Source organism: Variovorax sp. OK605 (genome assembly GCF_900115445.1).
Classification (GTDB): domain Bacteria; phylum Pseudomonadota; class Gammaproteobacteria; order Burkholderiales; family Burkholderiaceae_C; genus Variovorax.
The window spans coordinates 491,024-514,044 of the sequence record NZ_FOWL01000003.1; the positions used below are offsets into that span (position 1 = coordinate 491,024).

Annotated in this window: 22 protein-coding genes, 1 other RNA gene and 1 pseudogene; 11 read left to right on the forward strand and 13 right to left on the reverse strand. The window is 69.9% G+C overall.

Annotated features, from left to right (window positions below):
* Positions 1–30 precede the first annotated feature (30 nt).
* Together BM013_RS10495 and BM013_RS10500 are read right to left on the reverse strand one after the other, a co-directional pair.
* Positions 31–1,506 carry a sodium:solute symporter family protein gene (locus tag BM013_RS10495; protein WP_093126242.1) on the reverse strand — a complete coding sequence of 492 codons (1,476 nt, stop codon included), beginning with the start codon at positions 1,504–1,506 and terminating at the stop codon, positions 31–33.
* A complete protein-coding gene (locus tag BM013_RS10500) occupies positions 1,503–1,718 on the reverse strand; it encodes a DUF3311 domain-containing protein (protein ID WP_093126243.1) in 216 nt (71 codons plus the stop codon). The genes BM013_RS10495 and BM013_RS10500 overlap by 4 nt, the downstream gene beginning before the upstream one ends.
* A 177-nt stretch (positions 1,719–1,895) precedes the next feature.
* On the opposite strand from BM013_RS10500, the gene BM013_RS10505 reads away from it, so the two are divergent.
* The 3 genes from BM013_RS10505 to BM013_RS10515 all read left to right on the forward strand — a co-directional run bounded on the left by BM013_RS10505 (position 1,896) and on the right by BM013_RS10515 (position 4,549).
* Entirely contained in the window at positions 1,896–2,657 is a 762-nt protein-coding gene (locus BM013_RS10505; RefSeq protein ID WP_093126245.1) for a GntR family transcriptional regulator, read from the forward strand.
* A 63-nt stretch (positions 2,658–2,720) separates the two neighbouring features.
* Positions 2,721–3,668 carry a DMT family transporter gene (locus BM013_RS10510; protein WP_093126246.1) on the forward strand — a complete coding sequence of 316 codons (948 nt, stop codon included), beginning with the start codon at positions 2,721–2,723 and terminating at the stop codon, positions 3,666–3,668.
* Positions 3,669–3,718: 50 nt separating this feature from the next.
* Entirely contained in the window at positions 3,719–4,549 is an 831-nt protein-coding gene (locus tag BM013_RS10515; RefSeq protein ID WP_093126248.1) for a TorF family putative porin, read from the forward strand.
* Here the strand turns inward: BM013_RS10515 and BM013_RS10520 are convergent, their stop codons facing one another.
* Positions 4,550–5,557, reverse strand: a complete 1,008-nt coding sequence (locus BM013_RS10520; protein WP_093126250.1) for a Bug family tripartite tricarboxylate transporter substrate binding protein — start codon at positions 5,555–5,557, stop codon at positions 4,550–4,552.
* A 139-nt stretch (positions 5,558–5,696) separates the two neighbouring features.
* Here BM013_RS10520 and BM013_RS10525 point away from each other — a divergent pair, with 139 nt between their 5' ends.
* From BM013_RS10525 to BM013_RS10535, 3 genes are all read left to right on the forward strand, one after another.
* Entirely contained in the window at positions 5,697–7,370 is a 1,674-nt protein-coding gene (locus BM013_RS10525) for an MBL fold metallo-hydrolase (protein ID WP_093126251.1), read from the forward strand.
* The gene (locus BM013_RS10530) at positions 7,370–8,098 is read left to right on the forward strand and encodes an RNA pseudouridine synthase (RefSeq protein ID WP_093126253.1); all 729 of its coding nucleotides are present in this window, start codon (positions 7,370–7,372) and stop codon (positions 8,096–8,098) included. Before BM013_RS10525 ends, BM013_RS10530 begins: the two co-directional genes overlap by 1 nt.
* Positions 8,099–8,219: 121 nt before the next feature.
* The gene (locus BM013_RS10535; protein ID WP_093126254.1) at positions 8,220–8,774 is read left to right on the forward strand and encodes a hypothetical protein; all 555 of its coding nucleotides are present in this window, start codon (positions 8,220–8,222) and stop codon (positions 8,772–8,774) included.
* A gap of 28 nt (positions 8,775–8,802) precedes the next feature.
* Here the strand turns inward: BM013_RS10535 and BM013_RS10540 are convergent, their stop codons facing one another.
* The 6 genes from BM013_RS10540 to BM013_RS10565 are packed head-to-tail and all read right to left on the reverse strand — an operon-like array spanning position 8,803 to position 15,311.
* A complete protein-coding gene (locus tag BM013_RS10540) occupies positions 8,803–10,026 on the reverse strand; it encodes a multidrug effflux MFS transporter (protein WP_093126256.1) in 1,224 nt (407 codons plus the stop codon).
* 10 nt (positions 10,027–10,036) lie between these two features.
* The gene (locus tag BM013_RS10545; protein ID WP_093126258.1) at positions 10,037–11,512 is read right to left on the reverse strand and encodes an efflux transporter outer membrane subunit; all 1,476 of its coding nucleotides are present in this window, start codon (positions 11,510–11,512) and stop codon (positions 10,037–10,039) included.
* 5 nt (positions 11,513–11,517) lie between these two features.
* A complete protein-coding gene (locus BM013_RS10550) occupies positions 11,518–12,453 on the reverse strand; it encodes an efflux RND transporter periplasmic adaptor subunit (RefSeq protein ID WP_093126259.1) in 936 nt (311 codons plus the stop codon).
* Positions 12,454–12,468: 15 nt separating this feature from the next.
* Positions 12,469–12,675: a DUF1656 domain-containing protein gene (locus tag BM013_RS10555; RefSeq protein ID WP_093126261.1), complete on the reverse strand. Its 207-nt coding sequence runs from the start codon at positions 12,673–12,675 to the stop codon at positions 12,469–12,471.
* Positions 12,672–14,834, reverse strand: coding sequence for an FUSC family protein (locus BM013_RS10560; protein ID WP_093126262.1), 2,163 nt, complete (start codon positions 14,832–14,834; stop codon positions 12,672–12,674). The genes BM013_RS10555 and BM013_RS10560 overlap by 4 nt, the downstream gene beginning before the upstream one ends.
* A complete protein-coding gene (locus BM013_RS10565) occupies positions 14,835–15,311 on the reverse strand; it encodes a MarR family winged helix-turn-helix transcriptional regulator (protein WP_093126265.1) in 477 nt (158 codons plus the stop codon).
* 142 nt (positions 15,312–15,453) lie between these two features.
* Between BM013_RS10565 and BM013_RS10570 the strand changes: the two genes are divergently transcribed.
* Positions 15,454–15,840, forward strand: a complete 387-nt coding sequence (locus tag BM013_RS10570) for a hypothetical protein (protein WP_143098263.1) — start codon at positions 15,454–15,456, stop codon at positions 15,838–15,840.
* Positions 15,841–15,901: 61 nt separating this feature from the next.
* Here BM013_RS10570 and rnpB read toward each other — a convergent pair.
* Positions 15,902–16,259, reverse strand: an RNA gene (gene rnpB, locus BM013_RS10575) — RNase P RNA component class A.
* A gap of 39 nt (positions 16,260–16,298) precedes the next feature.
* Positions 16,299–17,099 (reverse strand): AraC family transcriptional regulator, encoded by an 801-nt coding sequence (locus tag BM013_RS10580; protein WP_093126270.1) that lies wholly within the window; start codon positions 17,097–17,099, stop codon positions 16,299–16,301.
* A 126-nt stretch (positions 17,100–17,225) separates the two neighbouring features.
* Between BM013_RS10580 and BM013_RS10585 the strand changes: the two genes are divergently transcribed.
* Entirely contained in the window at positions 17,226–18,119 is an 894-nt protein-coding gene (locus BM013_RS10585; protein WP_093126273.1) for a DMT family transporter, read from the forward strand.
* On the opposite strand, the gene BM013_RS42200 is transcribed toward BM013_RS10585, so the two are convergent.
* Entirely contained in the window at positions 18,120–18,392 is a 273-nt protein-coding gene (locus BM013_RS42200) for a helix-turn-helix domain-containing protein (protein WP_371279854.1), read from the reverse strand.
* 158 nt (positions 18,393–18,550) lie between these two features.
* Positions 18,551–19,162, reverse strand: a pseudogene (locus tag BM013_RS42205) (cupin domain-containing protein); the annotation flags it as partial.
* 90 nt (positions 19,163–19,252) lie between these two features.
* Between BM013_RS42205 and tehA the strand changes: the two are divergent.
* The 3 genes from tehA to BM013_RS10605 all read left to right on the forward strand — a co-directional run bounded on the left by tehA (position 19,253) and on the right by BM013_RS10605 (position 23,020).
* Positions 19,253–20,254 (forward strand): dicarboxylate transporter/tellurite-resistance protein TehA, encoded by a 1,002-nt coding sequence (gene tehA / locus BM013_RS10595; protein WP_093126278.1) that lies wholly within the window; start codon positions 19,253–19,255, stop codon positions 20,252–20,254.
* 74 nt (positions 20,255–20,328) lie between these two features.
* A complete protein-coding gene (gene cysK, locus BM013_RS10600) occupies positions 20,329–21,249 on the forward strand; it encodes a cysteine synthase A (RefSeq protein ID WP_093126280.1) in 921 nt (306 codons plus the stop codon).
* Between the two features lie 85 nt (positions 21,250–21,334).
* Positions 21,335–23,020, forward strand: a complete 1,686-nt coding sequence (locus BM013_RS10605; RefSeq protein ID WP_093126282.1) for an NAD(P)/FAD-dependent oxidoreductase — start codon at positions 21,335–21,337, stop codon at positions 23,018–23,020.
* The last annotated feature ends 1 nt before the right edge of the window (position 23,021 follow it).

A 23,021-nucleotide genomic window follows, 5' to 3' on the forward strand; every position in this document is an offset into this window, starting at 1 on the left:
TCCGTTCTTTTGAATGCGTCTTCGACTGCATCAGGCAGGTTGCGCCGCCACGGTGCGCGGCACGATGCGCGGCGTGAAGAGCGCCACCGCCACGAACACCAGCGCATTGGTCGCCAGCGCCACCAGGCCGGTGTTGAGCGACTTGAAGACCACCGGCGCCGCGGGGAACAGCGTACCCAGGTTCGAGCCCGTGGTCATCATGAAGCCCAGCACCGCGCCGCCCGCCAGGATGCCCGCGAAGGCGGCATGCTTGTTGCCGAAGGGCTTCTTCATGAGGCTGAACAGCAGCGACGGCAGCAGCTGCGTGAGCAGGCTCGACGCGAAGATGGCCACCGACACGATGGTGCTGCCGCCGCGCAGCACGAAGTACACCGCCACCAGCGCGAACACCGGCAGCACGCCGCGCGCCACGCGCGACACCTGCTTGTCGGTGGCGTGGTGGGCGAAGCCTTCCTTGTAGACGTTCTTGCCGATCACGGTGGAGGCCGTGAGCAAAATCATCGAGCCCGGCACCAGCGCGGTGAGCACGCCCGTGCCGCCGATGACGCCGACGAACCACGGGTCGAAGGTGTGCTTGACCAGGCCGAACAGCGCCAGGTCGACCTCCGCGCCCTTCAGGCCCGGCACCTGCAGGATGGCCGCGAAGCCCACCAGGAACAGGAAGGCGATGACCACCTGGTACAGCGGCATCAGGATGGTGTTGCGGCGCACCGCGCTCGCGCTCTTGGCCGCATACACCGAGGTGAGGTTGAACGGGTACAGGTAGTAGCCCAGCGCCGTGAGCAGGATGGTCGAGTTGTACCAGGTGAGGTTCAGGCCGTCCTTGGGGAACTCGAAGAAGGTGGGGTTGGCGGCATGGATGGCCGTGAACATGGGCGTGACGCCGCCGTAGTAGTGCCACGGCAGGTAGATGCCGAGGAACACCGCCAGCGCGAGGATCAGCACGTCTTTCACGATGGCGATGCTGGCCGAGCCGTAGATGCCCGAGAACAGGATGTAGCTGACCATGACCACGGTGCCGATCCAGATCGCCACCTGCGGCGCGATGGTGCCGTACGACGCCTCCGACACGATGATGCCGAGCCCGCGCAGCTGGATGGTCAGCAAGGCCACCATGCCCATGAGCGCCACGATGGACACCAGCACGCCGAGCGGGCGGCTGTTGTACTTGTGGGCGAAGAAGTCGGAGAACGACACCAGCTTGTGGGTGGTGGCATAGCGCCACACGGCCGGCAGCATCCAGAAGGCCATGAGGTAGGCCAGCCCGCCGTAGGCCAGGATGTAGAAGGCCGGCGTGCCCTTGCTGTAAGACCAGCCGCTGGCGCCCAGGAAGGTGAAGGTGGAGAACGACTCGCCCGCCATCAGCAGGAACACCATGATGGCGCCCAGCCCGCGCCCGCCGAGCGCCCACTGCTCCAGGCTCATGGTGCGCCCGCGCCGCGCGAGCACCGCCAGGCCCAGCGCGCCGACGACGAACAGCGCGATCACGCCGAGTGCGGCGTTCATCGCGTGCCTCCGTTGGCTGCGTCCGCTGCATCGATGTCGCCTTCGGCGCGGTCGATGACCACCATGATCAGCGAGGTCAGCACCAGCCAGCTGACGTTCCACACCATCAGGAAGGGCATGCCGAGCACGAAAGTGGGCGCGACGGACGACAGCCATCCCCCGCTGAAGAAAGCGGCGACCGGCAACGCGGCCAGCCATTTGGCGGATTTCATGGGGAGCCTCGATTCCTGCTTTGGTTGAAATTCAGAGCTTATTTTGGTTAACCATACATATTTATTTGGTTAACCAAACGGGGCGAATGGTACGGAGCGAGGGGCCCCGCGTCAATCCGGGGGATTTCCCGGGGGCGACTTGGCGCGGGCAATAATCCCGACGCTCACCCCATGCCTATGCCTTCCACCGCACGCAAAACCCCCGCCCCTGCCGACGCACCGGATCTCGCCGACGCGGACGAAGCCAACGTGGACGAGCGCGTCTACGCCGCCGTGTCGAAGGCGCTGCTGAGCGGCAAGCTGCGCCCCGGCACGCCGCTGCGCGAGCGCGCGCTGGCCGAGGCGCTGGGCTGCACGCGCGGCGCCGTGCGCAAGGTGCTGGCGCGGCTGGGCTCCGAAAAGCGGCTGGTGCTGGAGCACAACCGCGGCGCCTTCGTGCCCAACCCGTCGATCGACGACATGCGCGGCACCTACCGCGCGCGCCGCATCGTGGAAGCCGGGCTGGTGAGCACGCTGTTCGGCCGGCTCGAACGCGAGCAGGTGGCCACCTTGCGCAAGCACGTGCAGGCGGAGCAGAAGGCGTTCAAGGAAGGCCGGCGCGAAGACGCGATACGGCTGGCGGGCGAGTTCCACATGCTGCTGGCGCAGATGGCGGGCAGCGACGAACTGATCTCCTACCTGCAGCGGCTCGTTTCGAACACCGAGCTCTACAAGGCGCTGTACGACTCGGCCGAGGCCGCGAGCTGCGCGCCGCGCGAGCATGAACAGATCATCGAAGCGCTCACGGGCAAGTCGCTCGACGCGGCGCTGGCCGTGGCGCTCGAACACCTCGACGAGCTGGAGCAGCGCGTGATCGCGGGTGCGGCGGCGGAGCAGGAGGTGGACCTGGCGACGCTGCTGAACGGTGGCACCGCGGCGCACCACGGGCACGGTCACTGAGGCGGTCACACTTCGCCCGCGAGCGAAGTGTCGGTGGGCCGGTCTCGCGAAGATCGGCGCACCATGCACACCACCCCTCTTGCCGCTTCAGGCAAACCCCACGCCGCCTGTTTCGAATGGGTGCTGCTCGCGGTGCTCGCCACTTGCTGGGGCGCCTCGTACACCTTCATCAAGATCGGCGTGGCGACGATTCCGCCGCTCACGCTGATCGCGGCGCGCACGCTGGTCGCCGGGCTGCTGCTGCTCGCGGTGCTGCGCATGCGCGGCGTGCGTTTGCCCGCAGACCCGGCGATGTGGCGGCGCTTCCTGCTGCAGGCCTGCCTGAACAGCGTGCTGCCTTTCACGCTGATTGCGTGGGCCGAGCGCAGCGTCGACGCGGGGCTGGCGACCATCCTCAACTCGACCTCGCCGATCTTCATCTTCCTGCTGGGGCTGTGCCTGGGCGGCTCCGAGACGCCCACGCTGCGCCGCCTGTTCGGCGTGGGCGCGGGGCTGGCGGGCATCTGCCTGATCGTCGGCTTCGAGGCGCTGCACGGGCTCGGGCATTCGCTGCTCGCGCAGCTCGCGCTGGTGGCCGCGGCGGTTTGCTACGGCTGCGCCGCCATGTTCGGGCGCGTGTTCAAGGGGCTGGACCCGATGGTGCCGGCCGCAGGCTCGCTGCTGAGCGGCGCGGCGATGCTGCTGCCCGCGAGCATCGCGATCGACCGGCCGTGGACGCTCGCGCCGTCGGCGGCATCGATGCTGGCCGTGCTGGCGCTCGCGGTGCTGTCGACGGCGCTGGCCTTCACCATCTACTTCAGGCTCATCAAGACGCTGGGGCCGATGTCGACCGCCGCGCAGGCCTACCTGCGCGTGCCCATCGGCGTGGCGATCGGGGTGGTGTTTCTCGGTGAAGCGCTCGCGCCCACGGCATGGATCGGCCTGGCGTGCGTGATGGCCGGCGTGGTTGCGATGACGATGCCTGACGCCAAACTTTTGCGCCGCGGCCTGCATTTTTTACGCGGCTTTTAGACGCCCGCTCCTACGCTGCCGGCTCCTCCATCCGTTAGCGAATTCTCTCGATGAAACACCTCCTTCGCATCGCCCTGCCGGTGCTCGTTCTTCCCACCCTGGCCGCCCTGCCGATGCTTGCGAACGCGCAGCTCGCGGGCAACGTGGCGCTCACCACGAACTACAAGTTCCGCGGCCAGGACCAGGACATGCTGGGCAAGAACGACTACGCCAGGACGTCCACTTTCAAGCCCGCCATCCAGGGCGGCCTGGACTACGCCTTCGGCGACAGCGGCTTCTACGTGGGCAACTGGAATTCGAGCGTCAACTGGCTCAAGGGCAACAGCCTGGAGAGCGACATCTACGGCGGCTACAAGTTCAAGGCCGGCCCGTTCGACATGGACGTGGGCGCGCTCACCTACCTGTACCCGGGCAACTCCTCGGGCAACACCACGGAGCTGTACGGCAGCGCGGGCTACACGAGCGAGGCCATCGGCTCGTTCACGCTGAAGTACTCGCACACGGTGTCGAAGGACTACTTCGGCTACGCGGGCAACAAGGCCGGCTCGGGCCTCAAGGGCACCAACACCGGCTACCTGAACCTGGCCTACAGCAAGGAGGTTTTTCCCAAGGTCACGTTGAAGGCGGCGGTGGGCTACACGAACATGTCCAGCGACATCCGCAGCCTGGGCTACAGGAGCTATGTGGACTACAACGTGGGCGCCAGCTACGACTTCGGCAACGGCCTGTCACTGGCCGGCTCGGTGCAGGGGGCGAACAAGCAGAGCGCCTATCTTTCGGTGAGCAACCCGGGCGTGGACCTGGGGTTCGGCGCCTTCGGCAAGCAGACTTTCTCGCCGAACAAGGCGCGCTTCATCCTCACGCTGACGAAGACGCTCTGATCAGTCGATGCTGATGTTCGCGGCCTTCGCGACCTCGGCCCACTTCACGCGGTTGTCGTGCACGGTCTTCTTGAACTGGGCCGGCGTCTCGATGCGCACGGTGTTGCCCTGGCTCTCGAAGCGCTCGCGGACCTCGGGCGTTTCGAGCACGGCCTTCACGGCGGCGTTGAGCTTGTCGACGATCTGCGGGTCGGTGCCCTTGGGCGCGAAGATGCCGAACCAGATCGAGCTGTCGAAGCCCTTGGTGCCCGGCACGCCGCTCGAGGCGATGGTGGGCACCTCCTTCACGGCCGGCACGGCGGTGGCGGTGGTCACGCCCAGCAGGCGCACCTTGCCGGCCTTGTAGTGCGGCAGCACGGTCTGCACCTGGTTCATGATGCAGCAGGTCTCGCCGCGCACCACCGACGTGATGGCCTCGGGGCCGCCCTTGTAGGGCACGTGCACCATGTTCAGCCCGAGGCGCGAATTGAACTCGGCAAAGGCCATGTGCGTGCCGGCGCCGTTGCCTGTAGACGCATAGTTGTACTTGCCCGGATTGGCCTTGACCAGCTCGACGAATTCCTTCAAGGTCTTGACGTTGATCACGTCGGGATTGACGGTGAGCACGTTCGACACGTCGAGCACCGGCGCCACCGGAATGAAGTCGGCCTCCACGTCGAAGGGCAGCTTCTTGTAGAGCGCGGCGTTGCTGCCGTGCGTGGCCGCGGTGCCGAAGGACAGCGTGTAGCCGTCGGGCCTGGCGTGGGCCACGTACTCGCTGGCGATGTTGCCGGCCGCGCCCGACTTGTAGTCGATGATGACCGGGCGGCCCAGCTGCCTTGCCAGCGGTTCCTGGATGGCGCGGGCGACCACGTCGACGCCGGAGCCGGCGGGGAAGCCCATGATCAGCGTGACGGGCTGCTGCGGCCAGTCGTGCTGGGCGAAGGCGGCGGGCACGGCGAGCGAGGCGGCGGCCAGCAGCAGTGCGCGGCGGACAAAACGCAAGGGAGAGGAGGGAGAATTGGCCATGACAGTCTTTCAGTCCTTGTTCAGGGCAGGCGGTGCAAGCGCGAATTGTGGCGCGGCGCTGATGCCCGAATCCATATGAGCTTATGCACCCGGTGCGCCGTTCCAAGCACGTACCGCGCCCGCTCCCGATAATCCCCCCATGGTCCGCCCCTCCCAACAACTCCACCCCCACCGCGAGCCCGCGACGGTGCGCGCCGCCGCCACCGTGCTGCTGCTGCGCGACACCGACGCCGGTTTCGAGGTGCTCATGACGCGCCGCTCGGCCACCGCCAGCTTCGCGCCCGGCGCCTACGTGTTCCCCGGCGGTCACATCGACGCGGCCGACGAAGCCGCCAAGCGCATCGCCACGCGCCGCCCCACGCAAAGCCGCGTGCAGCGCACGCAGGCCATCGCGGCCATCCGCGAGGCTTTCGAAGAACTCGGCATCCTGCTGGCGCACCACGCCGACGGCCGCCCGGTGAGCGACGCGGACATCGCATCGATGGACCGCAACGACACCGCCGGCGCCGCCTTTGCCGACCAATGCGCCGCGCGCGGGCTGGTGCTCGACTCGGACCAGGTGTTCACCTTCGCGCACTGGATCACCGACCGCGACCTGCCCAAGCGCTTCGACGTGCCCTTCCTGGTGGCGCGCATGCCCGAAGGCCAGACACCCGCGGCCGACGAGAGCGAGCAGTTCGAGCCCTGCTGGGTGCGCCCCGCCGACGCGCTGGCGCGCCACGACGCGGGCACCTTCTTCATGATCTTCCCGACCGTGCGCACGCTGCAGCGCATGGCCGCGTACACCAACGTCGACTCGGTGCTGGAGGCCTGCGCGCCCGCCGGCGCCGGCGAGGCGCCGCTGTGGACCAGCTGCCCGCGCGGCGGCCTGCTCAAGGGCGCGGACGTGCGCTACATGGAACACGAGCCACCCTTCGGCGAACTCGCGCTGGTGTGCCCCGACGGCCAGATGCTGCATGCGCTCGACTGGCAGAGCGCGCAGGGCGTGGCGCTGCTGAAGAACGTGATGCGCCTGACCGCGCCCAACCCGAGCGCCATGACCGGCCCGGGCACCAACAGCTACATCGTGGGCGACGCGGCCATCGGCTACATCGTGATCGACCCGGGCCCGAACGACTTCGACCACATCGGCCGGCTGTGGCGCATCACGCAGGGCGACATCCGCATGATCGTGTGCACGCATTCGCATGCCGACCACTCGCCCGGCGCGGCGCCGCTGCAGGCGCTGTGCAAGGGCACGAAGCCGCCGATCCTGGGGCTGTCTTCGGCGCCGACCGCGCGCGCCACGGCACGATTCACGGCCGAGCGCGAACTGGCGCACGGCGAACGGCTGGTGCTCTCGGGCACCGGGGCCGACGGCGAAGCGCTCACGCACACCCTGCGCGTGATCCACACGCCCGGCCACGCGGCCAACCACCTGTGCCTGGTGCTCGAGGAAGACGGCCTGCTGTTCTCGGGCGACCACATCCTGAACGGCAGCACCACGGTGGTCGACCCGCCCGACGGCGACATGACGGCCTACCTCGACTCGCTGGACACGCTCGACGCGGCCTGCGAGGCGGGCGGCATCGAGTTCATCCTGCCCGCGCACGGCTACGTGATCGGCTTTGCGCGCACCGCCATCGGCATGCTGAAGGCGCACCGCCTGAAGCGCGAGGCGAAGATTGCCGCCGCCATGCAGAAGCTGCCCGACGGCACGCCCGAGCAATGGCTGCCGCTGGCCTATGACGATGTGCCCGAGCGCATGTGGCCGGTGGCCGCGCGCTCGCTGGCGGCGCACGTGGCGCGCATCCGGCAACTGACTGCTTCCTGATGAACAACAAGAACGACAAGAACACCCCCGAAGACGAAGGCATTCGCCTGGCCAAGCGCGTCGCCGCGATGGCCGGCGTGTCGCGCCGCGAAGCCGAGCTGCTGATCGAGAACGGCGCGGTGCGTGTCGACGGCGTGCAGCAGATGCTGCCGCAGTCGCGCGTGCTGCCGCACCAGCAGGTCGAGATCCAGGCCGGCGCCAAGCCCGAGCCCTTGCTGCCTGTCACATTGCTGCTGTACAAACCCGCGGGCATGCCGACCGACAACGCGCACCGCCTGCTGGTGGCCGCGAACCACCACGAGCCCGAACGCGCCGGCCAGAAGTTCCTGCCCGCGCATGCGAAGGCGCAGCAGTGCATGACGCCGCTGGAAACCGGCGCCAGCGGACTGGTGGCGTACACGCAGGAGTTCCGCATCGAACGCAAGCTGCACGAAGACGCCGGCATCCTCGAGCACGAGGTGATGGTGGACGTGGCCGGCCCGGTGGGCCCCGAGGTGCTGGCGCGGCTGGAGCGCTCGCCCGCGCGCGTGAGCATCGGCCGCCAGAGCGACGAACAGACCGGCCTGCGCTTTGCGCTGAAGGGTGCGCGGCCGGGCCAGATTGCACACATCTGCGACAACGTGGGGCTGCGCATTCTTGCGATGCGCCGCATCCGCATCGGCCGCGTGCCGCTGGCGGGGCTGCAGCCCGGCCAGTGGCGCTACCTCGCGCCCCACGAACGCTTCTGAGGCACCCCAACAACAACAGGAGCCCGAGGCTCCAGACAACGCCCCCGACGACGCACCGCATGTTCGCGGACTGCAATTTTCAGCCTGCGGCACACGCGTGCCGCCGACAGGAGACTCAGCCATGAAGTTCGGCTCACCGAGCGCCGCCCTTGCCCTTGCTCTCGCTTGCACCGTGCCCCTGGCACTGGTGACGGGCTGCAGTTTTTTCGAGCCCACGCCGCCGCCCGCGGCCACGGCCCCGCCGCCGGCGGTGATCACCCGCGACGGCCTTGCGCCGATCACCGAGCAGCAGGTGGAGCGCATCCGCGAGGCGCTCGACGGCAAGACGCCCAGCCCGGCCATCGGCAAGGTGCTGCGCAGCGCGTCACCGACCATCGAGTCGTTCGTGCGCACCGAGGGCTGCATCACCGCGCGCAACGGCGCGGTGCTCAACCCCTTCGCCGCGTCCGGCCGGCTGTTTGACGGCACGGGCTTCCAGGGCGCCCCGATGGCCGAGATGCAGTACCACGACAAGACCGCCTGCGTGACGGTCAAGCGCATCCAGAACTGGAAGATGGTGACGCCGAAGCTGCTGCGCTTCGAGGTGGTCTACGTGGGCGACGACGGCGAGGAGCGCGCGGTGAAGCGCCATGAGCTGACGCGCCAGCCGAAGGGCGGCTGGCTGTTCACGCGTTGAGATTGACTACGCGCTGATTGCGCACTGGCTACGCCTTGGCCGCGCCCGCGCGCCGCTGCGCGCGCAGCGCCACCGCGAAAGACAGCTGCGCCAGGATGCCCGCCCCCGCCAGCACGATGGCCGAGGCCAGCGCGGGGTTGCGGTGGCCCATGCCGGCGAGCGCCGTGCACAGCGCGCCCACGGCCATCTGCGTGAAGCCGTACAGGCCCGAGGCCGAGCCAATGACCTGCGGGTTCACGCTGATCGCCTGCGTCAGCGCGGCCGGCGAGGCCATGCCGGCGCCCACCGTGTAGAGGAACATGCACACGACGATGAGCGTCACCGAGAGATGGTCGCTCAGCGCCGCGCCGAGCAGCACGAAGGCCGCGGCCACGCTCAATGAGTTGGAGCGCGTCATGAGCCGGTCGACGCGCACGCGCGAGATCAGGTGGCTCGTGAGGAAGCTGCCCAGCCACACGCCCGACACCAGGATGGCCAGGTAGATGCCCGCCTCGTGCGCGGGCCGGTGCAGCTGGTCCACGAAGATGAAGGGCGCCGACGCGATGAAGGCGTACATCGACGTGGTGGCGCAACCGCCGCCCACCGAGAAGCCCAGGAAGGCCGGCGAGCCCAGCAGCTTCCTGTAGTTGCGCGCCAGGTCGCGCGCATTCACGCGGGCACCCGGCGCGCCGGTTTCGGGCAGCAGGCGCCAGGTGGCCAGGAAGCCGATGACGCCGAGCGCGAAGAGCGCGTAGAAGATCGAGCGCCAGCCCAGCGCGGTGGCCAGCGCGCCGCCGATCAGCGGCGCGAGGCTCGGGCCGATGGTGACCATGAGGTTCATCAACGCCAGGCGTTGCGTGGCCTCCTGCGGCTCGGCGGTGTCGCGCACGATGCTGCGGCCCAGCACGAGGCCGGCGCAGCCGCCCACGGCCTGGAACAGCCGCGCCGCGATCAGCGAATGCACTTCAGGCGCCATGGCAGCCGCAAGGCCGGCCACGCAGTACAGCCCGAGCCCCAGCAGCAGCACCGGGCGGCGGCCGTAGCGGTCGGCAAGCGGGCCGTACACCAGCTGCCCCACGGCGAGGCCGAAGATGTAGAGGCTCACCGTCATCTGCATGGCGCCCATGCCGGCGCCCAGGCTCTTCGCGGCGATGGGCAGCGCGGGCACGAAGATGTGCATGGCCAGCGTGCCGCTGAAGGTGACCAGCGCGAGCAGCCACAGCGGTGCGTGCGGGCGGCGCTGCGGCTCGGTGGTTGCTGCGGTGGCGGTCATTGCTTGGTGGTCATTGCTTGGTGTTCGTCGCTTCGGTTGGCGTGGCGCCTTGCGCCAGGTTGTCATCGGCCGGCTCCCAGCCCCCGCCCAGTGCCATGAACAGCACGACCTGGTCGTCGGCCAGCTGCGCCTCGCTGGCCGCGAGCGCCGCTTCGCTGGTGGCCAGCGAGCGCTCGGCGTCGAGCGAGTCGAGGTAGGCGGTGCGGCCATTCTGGTACAGCTGGCGCGCCTGCGCGGCGACCTTGGCGCTCTCGTCGCGCGCGGCCTGCAGCGCGGCATGGCGGTCGAGCTCGCGGGCGTAGGTGCCGAGCGCGGTCTCGGTCTCGCGCAGCGCGGTGAGCACGGTGCCGTCGAACCTGGCGAGCGCGGCGCGCGTGCCGGCCTCGGCCTGCGCGATGTGCGACTGCACGACGCCGGTGTTGGGCAGGGTCCACGAGATCAGCGGGCCGAGGCTCCACGCGAAGGTGTCCTTGCGGCCGAAGCCGTCGGCATGGCCCACCGACGAGCCCGACAGGCCCAGCGTGATCTTCGGGTACAGGTCGGCCGTGGCCACGCCGATGCGCGCGGTCGATGCGGCAAGGCTGCGTTCGGCCTGGCGGATGTCGGGGCGGCGGCGCAGCAGCGCGGCGCCGTCGCCGACCGGCAGCGCGCCGGCCACGCGCGGCGGCACGGTGCAGTCGGCCACCTCGCGCGGAAAGTCTTGCGGCAGCGCGCCGGTGAGCGTGGCCAGGCGGTACAGCGCGCCCTGGCGTTCGGCCTTGAGCGGCGGCAGCGAGGCATTGAGCTGCTGCAGCTGCGCGCGGGCGCGGTTGGCGTCGATGGCGCCGGCGCGGCCCGCGCGCTGCAGGCGGTCGGTGACGTTCACGGCGTCCTGCTGCAGCGACACCGACTTCTGCGCGATCTGCAGGCGAAGGCCGCTCGAGCAGGCCTCGGCATAGGCACGCGCGGTGCCCGCTGCCACGTTCACGCGCACCAGGTCGAGCGCGGCTTCGGCGGCCTGGGTGTTGGCCTGCGAGGCCTCGATGCCGCGGCGGATCTGGCCGAACAGGTCGACCTGGTAGGACAGCGAGGCGCCCGCGCTGTAGTTGAAGGTGCTCGGCGGCTCGTAGCCCTTCTGCAGCAGCGACAGGCCCGACACGTGGCCGAACGACGGGCCGCCGTTCACGCCGATGGTGGGGTACTTGGCGCCGGCCACTTCGTCCTCGATGGCGCGTTCGCGCTCGAGGTTGGCCACGGCCTGGCGCAGGTCGGTGTTGTGGGCCAGGGCCTGCGCCACGAGCTTGTCGAGCAGCGGGTCGTGGTACAGGCGCCACCAGTGCGCGGGCAGCGGCGCGGCGTTGGCGGGAGCCTCGGCGAAGGGCCGTGCGGCGCCGGCCTGGCTGGCCAGCGCCTCGGGCGGCTGGTGGTAGTCGGGGCCGACCGCGGCGCAGGCGGCGAGCCCGGCCGCGGCGGCCAGCGCCGCGATGCGGAATGCGAAGCCGGTCATGTGATTCACCCCTTCTGTGCGGCAGGCGCCGTTGCTGCGGCGTTGCGGGCCGCCTTGTTCTCCAGCACCTGCACCGTGACCGTCTGGCCCGCGACCAGGCGCGCGCCCTGCGGCAGCGGGTCGAGCTTGATGCGCACTGGAATGCGCTGCGCCAGGCGCACCCAGTTGAACGTGGGGTTCACGCTGGGCAGCAGGTTGGCGCTGGTGGAGCGGTCGTGGTCGGCAATGCCGGCGGCCACGCTGTCGACCGCGCCTTCGAGCACCGCGCCGCCGCCCATGGGCGTCACGCGCACGCGGTCGCCGAGGTGGATGCGCGGCAGCTTGGTTTCCTCGAAGTAGCCTTCGACGTAGAACGACTGCGCGTCGACCAGCGCGAGCACCGGACGGCCGGCCGCGGCGTAGCTGCCCTGGCGCAGGTCGAGGTTGGTCACCAGGCCGTCGGTGGGCGCGCGCACTTCGGCGCGCTGCAGGTTGAGGCGGGCCGAGTCGAGCGCCACTTCGGCCTGCGCGACGGCGGCCTGCATCTGCTCGACGCGCGAACGGGTCTGCTCGCGCGACTCCTTGGAGATGAGGTCGTCGAGCCCCACGTTGCGCTGGTTCTCGCGCTGCACCTGGGCGCTCATGGCGCGCTGGGCCGACAGCGCGGCCTGGGCCTGGCGCACGGCGAGGTCGTAGCGCGCGCGGTCCACCTCGAACAGCAGCGTGCCGGCGGCCACCGACTGGTTGTCGCGAATGGGCACGGCCGTGACCAGGCCCGACACGTCGGGTGCGATCTGCACGACGTTGGCGCGCACGCGGCCGTCGCGCGTCCACGGCGCGAGTTCGTAGTGGTCCCACAGGCGCAGGCCCGCCCACACGGCGGCGGCCACCACCACGACGGTCAGGAGAACACGCCCCAGGCGCTGGGCCCAGGGGTTGTCGAAGGAAGGACTGGCTTTCATGGGAATCTCGTTTATTTATTGAAGGTAAGAGGTCGCGCGGCTCAGCGCGTAGAGCAGCAGCAGGTACAGCGCCATGTCGAACAGCGCGGGGTGCCACACCCAGCGGTAGACGCCGGTGGCCGCGAGCAGGCGGCGCACGGCCCACAGGGCCGCGAAGGCGCCGAGCGCCAGCACCATGATCCAGGGCAGGTACAGGCCGTAGAAACTGGCTTCGCCGATCATGCGGACGCTCCTTGAATGACTGGCACGGGCGCGCTCGCCAGCATGGGCGGCGCGTCGGGAAAGAGGTTGCGGCGCAGGCCGACCAGTGCGGTGACGGCCGCGCGGGAAGCCGCGGAAGACGACGCGTTGCGCTCGGCCAGCAGGGCGCCCAGGGCTTCGTCGATCTGCGTCAGCAGGCCCGGCGGGCGCGGGTTCATGCGGCCTTCGCCGCGCTGGCGGAAGAAGCGCGAGATGCCGCCCAGCAGCGCGGCCGAAGTGGCCATCGGCAGCTGCGCGCGCACGCGCTGCAGCACGGCGATGTCGGCGCCCATGCGCAGGTCGCGCAGCGCGTCGTTCGCGGCCACGCCCTCGACGGTGCCGCCGGCCTGCGCGATGCGCGGCGCGAGCAGGCCGATGCGGTCGAGCATGCGAACGGCGTAGGCGTCGCTTTGCGCGTACTGCGGTTGCGAAGAAGCGGCCATGTCGCCGAGCTCGCGCCAGGTGGCGCGCTGGATGCGCCGCGCGCTCCAGTCGGCGCCCACCGAGCGCACGAGGCGGGTGACGCGCGCCGCGACCACCACGCCGACGATCTGGCCGATCATGCCGTTGGTGAAGCTCACGAGGTCGGAGCTGGCGGTGTCGTGCAGCGCGAGCGTGCCGGCCACGCCGAAGATCAGCGCCATCGCGGCCATGAAGTGCGTGGGCCGCGCCATGTAGACGCCCAGCAGCAGGAACAGCGGCGCGCAGATCAGCGCGAGCATGCCGAAGTCCTGCACGGTGGGCATGAGCACCAGCACGTAGAGCGCGGAGACGGGAATGGACCACAGCGTCCACTTCAAGAAGCCGTGGATCGCCGGCACGGGGTCGTCCATGGTGGCGAAGAAGCAGCAGAAAACGGCGGCCATCATGGGCGCGGCCGAACCCGAAGGCCAGCCGGTGATGATCCAGAACGCGCCGCACAGGCAGATGGCGATGACGGCGGCCAGCGCCGACAGCAGCGCCATGCCGTAGTCGCGGTGCAGCACACGGCTGCCGAGCGCGGCGGTGCGGCGCAGCGGCGCGGCGCCCTTCAGGCCTTCGTCGATGTCGAGGCGAAGTTGTGCGCAGGCGGTCCAGCCGTCGACAAGTTCCTCGAGCCGGCCGGCCAGGCCGATGCGCAGGGCGCGGCCCCAGGGGGTGGGTTGCGCGGCAGTGCCGGCAGCCGTGGCGGGCATGGTGCTCAGCGTGTCGATGGCGCGGCGCAGGGCCTGCAGCCGCTGGGCGCGCGCCGCGGCGTCGCCGGTGGGCTCGGCTTCGTCGCGCAGCCATTGCGCGGCTTGTGCAAGCACGGCGGCCACGTCGGGCGCGAGCCGGCCTTCGGCCTGTTCGAGCGCCTGCAGCCGGTCTTCGACGGCGGACAGCGCGGGCGTGAGCGCGGCGACGCGGTCCTGCATCGCGCGGATGGCGCCGGCGGTCCAGCGCAGGTGCGTGGTGTCGAAGGGCACGTGGGTGGAGAGCAGGCGCAGCTGCGTGATGTCGCCGGCGAGGCGGCGGCGGTCGTCGTCGAGGCGCTTGGGGTCGGCATCGGCCGTGCCACCGGCAGCACCTGTACCACCGGCGCGGCCCGCAGGCTGCAGCAGGTCGCCGAGCCACTTGCGCGCATCGACCAGCGTGCGGTCGAGCAGGCCCAGCACGGTCGGCGCGAGCCCCGCGGGGAACACCAGGCTGTGGACCAGCGTGGCGCAGAAGATGCCCAGGCCGATTTCTTCCACGCGCGCCACGGCGGTGTCGAACAGCGCGAGCGGCGTCTGCACCGACGGAAAGCCGATCAGCGCGGCCGTGTAGCCCGCGAGCATGAACACGTAGGAGCGCGGCGTGCGGTCGAACAGCGAGATGCACAGGCACAGGCCGACCCACAGCGCGAGCACCAGCGTGAGCAGCTCGGGCGCGTTGGACAGCGCGGGCACCAGCAGCACGGTGGCGGTGCTGCCGATGAGCGTGCCGCAGAAGCGGTACAGCGCCTTGGAGCGCACGGCACCGGCCAGCGGGTGCGCCACGACGTAGGTGGTCATGAGCGCCCAGAAGGGGCGCGGCAGGCCGGCGCGGCTGGCCAGGTACATCGCCAGCATGGCGGCGGCGAAGCTCTTGCCGGAAAACAGGAGCTCCGCGCGGCTGAAGCGCGGAAGAGAGAGCCCGGCCATTTACTTGCGCCCTTCCCGCTCCTGCGGCGGCACGGCTTGCGGCGGCGGGGGCGTCAGCACGGCGCGAACGCCCATGCGCTCCTCGAGCACGCCGAACACGCGCAGGCAGGCGGCCACGTCCTCGTCGGACACGCCGTCGAACAGCGACGCGCGCATCAGCACCAGCGAGGCCTCGATGGGCGCGCAGGTGGCCTTGCCGGCCTCGGTGAGGTGCAGGGTCTTGGCGCGGCGGTCGGCCGGGTCTTCGCGGCGTTCGACCAGGCCGGCTTCCACCAGCTGGTCGACCGAGCGCACCAGCGACGGGCCTTCGATGCCCAGCGCCTCGGCCAGCACGCCCTGGCGCACCTCGCCGTTCATGCGCCCGAGCATCACGATCGGGTAGGCCAGCGTCTGCGACACGCCCACGTGCGCCACCGCCTTGTCGGCCGCGGCGCGGTAGCCGCGCTGCAGCACCGAAAGCGACGTGCCGAGCCGCATCAGCGCCTGTGCGCGTGTCTGCCGGGAGGTTTCGGGGTCGGTCACGGTAGCTGCCTAATAGTTAGTCTGCTATCGATTATAGGGGTAACTACCAATCCGCGCAGCCCGTGCGGCAACGAGCGGGAGAATCGGCCGGATGGACGTGGAACAGCTCAAACGCGATATCGAAGCCACGCTGGCGCAAGCGATGGCCCAGCCCGGCTTTTCGGTGGACGACTACCTGGATGCGCGCGACGACGCGCCGTTCGACGCCGCGTGGTCGCTCGCGGCCGCCGATGTGGACGACGCCGGCAAGGGCCAGCCGGAAGCAGCGCGCCACGAACAGGAAGCGGGTTCGAAAGACCTGCGGGAATGGGTGTTCAAGAACACGGCCGAACGCACGGGCGACCCGGAGCTGGCGGCCTATGTGTCCGACGACGCCGGCCTCATCCTCGAGGCATCGCTCGCGGGCGTGTCATCGGCGTGGATCGACAGCTTGCGGCGCTGCTACGCCCTGCACCGGCTGCCGCAAGGCGACCTGTCCGCCTGAGGGACGGCGCTCGAAGCACGGCGCCTGAAGCACGGCGCTGGCTGCGCCGGCTGAAAGAAAAGTGTGAAGCTCGCCGATAAGCCGGATTCTGTGCACCGGAGCCCTCTTGCGAAGACTCCGGCGTGACCGCCATTACTCTGGGCCGTTTGTCGCCAAACGGCTCGATGCCACCTACCCGCCAGCTCAGCGGAACCACCTCGATACTGGCCTACTTGGTGTTGCTGCGCGCAGAGATTGCCCGTTTCACCCGAACTCAATCGGCTCGTCTCTGTTGCTCTGATCCTCACCTCACGGTGGAGAGTCGTTAACTCCTGCGCTGTCCTGTGCAGTCCGGACGTTCCTCCAGTGCGGTCTTTCGACACGGCGCCTTGCGGCGTCGTCCCTTTCGGGCTTGCACCAGCGGCGGTCTGGCGTGCTTCACGGGGCGGATTATCGCCTCATGACGAAGCCCGCCCTTTTCAGGCGATGCCGCAGAACTCGCGCCGGTACTGCTCGGGCGTGGTTCCGGCTTCGCGCTGGAACATCGCGATGAAGGCCGACGCGGTGCTGTAGCCCAGGTCGAACGCGATCTCCTGCACCGTGCGGCCGGCCTCCAGCGCGTCGATGGCGCGCAGGAAGCGCAGCCGCTGGCGCCAGTCGCCGAAGGACATGCCCAGCTCCCGCTGGCATTGGCGCGCCAGCGTGCGCTCGGTCATGTGCACGCGCTCGGCCCATTCGGCCAGCGGGCGGTGGTCGCCGGGGTCGGCCTGCAGCGCTTCGAGCACGGTCGCGAGCGCTGGCGACGCCGCCGCCGGCAGGTAGCTGCGCTGCACCTCGGCCACGGCGAGCTGGTCGACCACCACGTGCGCCAGCCGCAGGTCGGCGGGCGTCTTCGGCTCGCGCACGTCGCGCGCCGCGAAGTCGGCCAGCACGCTGCGGATGATCGGGCTGATGCGCACGGTGCAGGGCGCGTCCGGCAGCCCGGCGCCGGCGCACAGGCCGGGCGTGATGTAGATGGTGCGGTAGACGATGGCATGGCGCAGCGTGCAGCTGTGCACCACCGTCGGCGGAATCCACACCGCGTACTGCGGCGGCGACAGGAAGCGCAGGCCCTCGGTCTCCATCTGCAGGGTGCCGTGTGCGGCGTAGTTCAGGTGGCCCCAGCTGTGGCTGTGCGGCGCGGCCAGCATGTCGGCGCCGAACTCGTCGTAGTTGAAATAGAAGGGCCCAGGCATGCCCTCCACGTCCTGGATCTGCACGTAGCGCAACCGGTCGGCCATGGGGTGCGGGGCTCCTCGGCAAGAAAACGTCCGGAATTCCGGACGGGATGTCCTGATCGCGCTATATGCCGCAGGACGGACGCATCCATGATAGGTCCGTACCCCGAAAAAGAAAGCACTCACCGCATGTGGCCCTATGCCTTCCCCCTGCTCGCCGTCGTCATCTGGTCGGGCAACGTCGTCGTCAGCAAGATGGCGGCCGGCACCATCGCGCCGGCCGAGATCAGCTTCTACCGCTGGCTGCTGGCCGCCCTGCTCTTCACGCCGCTGGCGCTGCGCCCGGTGCTGCGCAACTGGCAGGCCATTCGTCCGCAGCTGGGCCGCATCGCGGTGCTCGGCCTGCTGGGCATGGTGGTCTACCAGAGCCTGGCGTACTACGCGGCCTACCTGACCACGGCCACGCACATGGGCATCATCGGCTCGCTCACGCCCATGATGGTGCTGGCGCTGTCCATCCTGCTGCTGGGCCAGCGGCTCACGGCGGGCGCGGTGGCCGGCTCGCTGGTGTCGATCGCGGGCGTGCTGGTGGTGGTGTCTTCCGGCGACCTGGGCACGCTGCTGAAGAGCGGCGCGAACATGGGCGACGCCCTCATGCTGCTGGCGATGCTGGCCTATGCCGTCTACGTGATCCTGCTCAAGCGCTGGGGCATGAAGAACGTGCCCGCGCTGCAGCTGCTGTACCTGCAGATCGTGGTCGCGGTGATTGCGCTGCTGCCGCTGTACCTGCTCACGCCACGGGTGGGCCTGTCGGCCGCCAACCTGCCGCTGGTCGCGTTCGCAGGGCTGGGCGCATCCATGATCGCGCCGCTGGTGTGGATGCACACGGTGGCGCACATCGGCCCGAGCCGCGCGAGCATGTTCTTCAACCTGATCCCGCTGTTCACGGCAGTGATTGCCGCGGCCGTCATCGGCGAGTCGTTGGCGGCGTACCACGCGGTGGGCGGCGTGCTGACGGTGGCGGGCGTGCTGCTGGCGGAGCTGTGGAAGGCGCCGCTGCGCCGGCCGGTGCTGGCCGGCTGATCAGCGCGCGCCGGCGGCGGCGCGCCGAAAGCGCCCCGGCGTCACGCCCGCATGCCGCGTGAACGCGCGGTTGAAGGCCGCCTCCGAGCGGTAGCCGACCGCCTCGCCCACGCTGGCCGTGTCCTGCCCGCCCCGCGCCAGCAGCGCGACGCGAGCTCCATGCGCAAGGTGGTCAGCAGCTCCAGCGGGCCGGTGCCCGCGCGCCGCGCGAACTCGCGCGCGAAGGTGGCGCGCGACATGTGGCAGCGCTCGGCCAGCAGGGCCACGGTCCACGCCTTTTCAGGCTGCGCCAGCATGGCCTGCAGCCCGGGGGCCAGGCGCGGGCTGGCCATGAGCCCGAGCACACCGGGCGAGGCGGGCAAGGCGGGCAAGGCGGGCGACGTGGGCAAGGCAGGCGAGGCGGGCAGCGCCGGCAGCGTGGCCAGGTACGCCCGCACCGCCAGCGTGAACAGCGTGCCCGACAGCTGTGCCACGATGGCCGCCGCACCCGGGCGCTGCTGCTCGATCTCGTGCGCCATGAGCCGCACCAGCCCTTCGAGCCAGCCGTATCCGGGGTGCTGCGCGAACGGGATCACCATGGGCTCGGGCAGCGCCTCGAGCAACGTGCTGCGGCGCCGGCCCGGAAACTCGAACTCGCCGCAGAGGATGTCGGTGTCGGCCTTCGCGGGTTGGCGCAGGTTGGTCTTGAGGTCGACCAGCTCGCCGGGGCGCAGCCGAATCGCGCGGCCCTCCTGGCCCTCGCGGCCTTCCTCCTCGCGCCCCGCGGTGCGCAGCACATGCGCCGAGCCGCGCGGCAGCACCACGAGGCTGCCCTCCTCCAGCGGCACCAGCGTGCGGCTTTCCGGCAGCCAGAGGTCGCAGCGCCCGCGCAGCAGGATGTGGAACGGCGCGCGCCACGGGCCGATGGCCTCGTGCGGCGCGGCCCAGTCTTCCCCGAACAGGCAACGCAGGTCCATGCGGCCGCGCGGGTCGAGCCATCCGACGAGTTCGCTCAAGGGATCCATGGCATGGGCGCGAGACGTTGGAGCAATTTTGTGAGGCATTCTGGCATTCAAACGTGCGGCATGCCGGCCTAAAGTCGTTCCAACGCCCTCCACAGGGCTCTTTACGGCTCTTTTCACGAGGTGAACAGAATGACTTCCGATCGTGCCCCTCTTTCAACGCCCTCGGCCCTCTCGGCTCTCCCCGCCATCCCGGCCTCCTTCTTCGGCATCGCCGTCGGCGTGCTCGCCATGGGCAATGCCTGGCGCGTGGCCACGCCGCTGTGGCACCTGCCGCCCGACATCGCACCCGCGGTGACGTGGAGCGGCATCGCGGTGTGGCTCGCCGTGCTGGCGCTGTACGTCGGCAAGTGGCTGCGCCACGGCGCCGAGGCGCGCGCCGAGATGAACCACCCGGTGCAGTCGTCGTTCGCAGCGCTGGGCCCGGTCGCCAGCATGCTGGCGGCAATGGCGCTGCTGCCGTATTCGCGGCCCGTGGCGCTGGCCGTGTTCGCCGTGGCCGTCTCGGCGCAACTGGTGCTCGGCCTCTGGCTCTACGGCCGCATGTGGCAGGGCGGGCGCCAGCCCGAGATGGTCACGCCGGCCATCTACATGCCGGCCGTGGCGCAGAACTTCGTGGCCGGCACGGCGGCCGCCACCTTCGGCTGGCCGCAGCTGGGCATGCTGTTCTTCGGCGCGGGGTTGTTCTCGTGGCTGGCCATCGAGTCGCTGATCTTGGGGCGCGCCGCGCTGCAGCCGCCCATGCCCGAGGCGCAACGCCCGGTGCTCGGCATCCAGCTCGCGCCGGCGGTGGTGGGCGGCGTCACCTACCTGAGCCTGAACGGCGGCGCGCCCGACCTGTTCGCGCAGGTCCTGCTGGGCTACGGCGTGTTCCAGGCGCTGCTGCTCCTGCGGCTGCTGCCGTGGATCGCGCGGCAGCCCTTCGCGCCCTCGTACTGGGCCTTCAGCTTCGGCGTGGGCGCGCTGCCCACGCTGGCGATGCGGCTGCTGGCCGCGGGCGCCACCGGCCCGGTCGAATGGCTGGCCCCGGCGTCGTTCGTGGCCGCCAACTTCATCGTCGGCCTGCTGGTGCTGAAGACGCTCGCGCTGATGCTGCAAGGCCGCCTGTTGCCTGCCGCAACACCCTCGCGCTGAAAGCGCAACGGGCTGGTCTCACAATGCGCGCTGTCCTTCCGACACCAACGCATCGATCCAAGGAGACCCCATCCATGAAGGCCCAGAACATCCTCCAGACCATCGGCAACACGCCGCACATCCGCATCAACCGCCTGTTCGGCAATGCGAAGCAGCAGGTGTGGATCAAGTCGGAGCGCGCCAACCCCGGCGGCTCCATCAAGGACCGCATCGCGCTGTCGATGGTGGAAGACGCCGAGAAGAGCGGCGCGCTCAAGCCCGGCGGCACCATCGTCGAGCCCACCTCGGGCAACACCGGCATCGGCCTGGCCATGGTGGCGGCCGTCAAGGGCTACAAGCTGATCCTGGTGATGCCCGACAGCATGTCGGTGGAGCGCCGCCGCCTGATGCTGGCCTACGGCGCCACCTTCGACCTGACACCGCGCGCCGGCGGCATGAAGGCCTCCATTGCCCGCGCCGAGGAAATCGTGGCCGGCACGCCCGGCGCGTGGATGCCGCAGCAGTTCAACAACCCCGCCAACGTCGACGTGCACGTGCGCACCACGGCCGAAGAAATCGCGGCCGACTTCCCCGAGGGCATCGACGTCATCATCACCGGCGTGGGCACGGGCGGCCACATCACGGGCGTGGCCAGGGTGCTCAAGAAGAAGTGGCCCAAGCTGCAGGTGTTCGCGGTGGAGCCGGTGGCCTCGCCCGTGATCTCCGGCGGCGCGCCGGCGCCGCACCCCATTCAGGGCATCGGCGCGGGCTTCATTCCGAAGAACCTCGACACCTCGCTGCTCGACGGCGTGCTGCAGGTCGACGCCGAACCGGCGCGCGAAATGGCCCGCCGCTGCGCGGTCGAAGAAGGCATGCTGGTGGGCATCTCCTCGGGTGCGACGCTCGCGGCCATCGCGCAGAAGCTGCCCTCGCTGGCGCCCGACGCCGTGGTGCTGGGCTTCAACTACGACACCGGCGAGCGCTACCTCTCGGTCGAAGGCTTCCTGCCCGCCTGATACAGCGGCTGACACAGCTATACCTTTGATAGCGCCTTCGGCGCTTAAAATGCGCGGTCTGCTTGATAACCACAAGCCCCACGCCATGCTGAGAATCTCCGAACTCAAACTCCCGCTCGACCACGCGCCCGACGCGCTGGTCACCCTGATCGCCAGAACGCTCGACGTTCCGCTCGACGCGATCGCCTCCCACACCGTCTACAAGCGCAGCTTCGATGCGCGCAAGGTGGAGCTGCTCACCGTCTACATCTGCGACGTGCAGCTGACAGACGCCAAGCTCGAGGCCGCCCTGCTCGCGAAGCACGCGGGCCATCCGCACATCCAGAACGCGCCCGACATGCGCTACGCGCCGCCGGCCGATGCGCCCGAAGGCGCGTCGCGCCCGGTGGTCATCGGCTTCGGCCCCTGCGGCATCTTCGCGGCGCTGATGCTCGCGAAGATGGGCTTTCGGCCCATCGTGCTCGAACGCGGCAAGACCGTGCGCCAGCGCACCCGCGACACCTGGGGCCTGTGGCGCAAGAGCACGCTGAACCCCGAGTCGAACGTGCAGTTCGGCGAAGGCGGCGCCGGCACCTTCTCCGACGGCAAGCTCTACAGCCAGATCAAGGACCCGCGCTTTCTCGGGCGCAAGGTGATGGAAGAGTTCGTGAAGGCCGGCGCGCCGCCCGAGATCCTCTACGTCGCGCACCCGCACATCGGCACCTTCAAGCTGGTGAAGGTGGTGGAGAACATCCGCGAGCAGATCGTGGCGCTGGGCGGCGAGATCCGCTTCGAGCAGCGTGTGACCGACGTGCACATCGAGGACGGCCCGGGCGGCAAACACCTGCGCGGCCTCACCGTGCTCGACCAGGCCACGGGCACCAGCAGCGACCTGCGCGCCGACCACGTCGTGATGGCGCTGGGCCACAGCTCGCGCGACACCTTCGAGATGCTGCACGCGCGCGGCGTGCACATCGAGGCCAAGCCCTTCTCCATCGGCTTTCGCGTGGAACACCCGCAAGGCCTGATCGACCGCGCGCGCTGGGGCCGCCATGCGGGCCACCCGCTGCTGGGCGCGGCCGACTACAAGCTGGTGCACCACGCCAGCAACGGCCGCTCGGTGTACAGCTTCTGCATGTGCCCCGGCGGCACGGTGGTCGCGGCCACCAGCGAGCCAGGCCGCGTGGTCACCAACGGCATGAGCCAGTACTCGCGCAACGAGCGCAACGCCAACGCGGGCATCGTGGTCGGCATCGACCCGAAGGACTTCCCGGGATGGGAAGCCAATGCTCCCGGCGACGCGCTCGCGGGCATCGCGCTGCAGCGCGCGCTCGAAAGCAACGCCTACGTGCTCGGCGGCAGCAACTACCACGCGCCCGGCCAGCTGGTGGGCGACTTCGTGGCCGGCAAGCCCTCGACCGCGCTGGGCAGCGTCACGCCTTCGTACAAGCCCGGCGTGACGCCCACCGACCTGCGCGAAGCCCTGCCGGCCTACGCCATCGAGGCCATGCGCGAGGCCTTCCCCGCCTTCGGCCGCAAGATCAAGGGCTTCGACACGCACGACGCGGTGCTCACCGGCGTCGAAACGCGCACCTCCTCGCCGATCCGCATCACGCGCGGCGACGACTTCCAGAGCCTCAACGTGCGCGGCCTGTACCCGGCCGGCGAAGGCGCGAGCTACGCGGGCGGCATCCTGTCGGCCGGCGTGGACGGCATCAAGGTGGCCGAGGCCGTGGCGCATGGCGTGCGGGCCCAAATCGAACGCGAACACGAACGCACGGCGAACGTCTGAT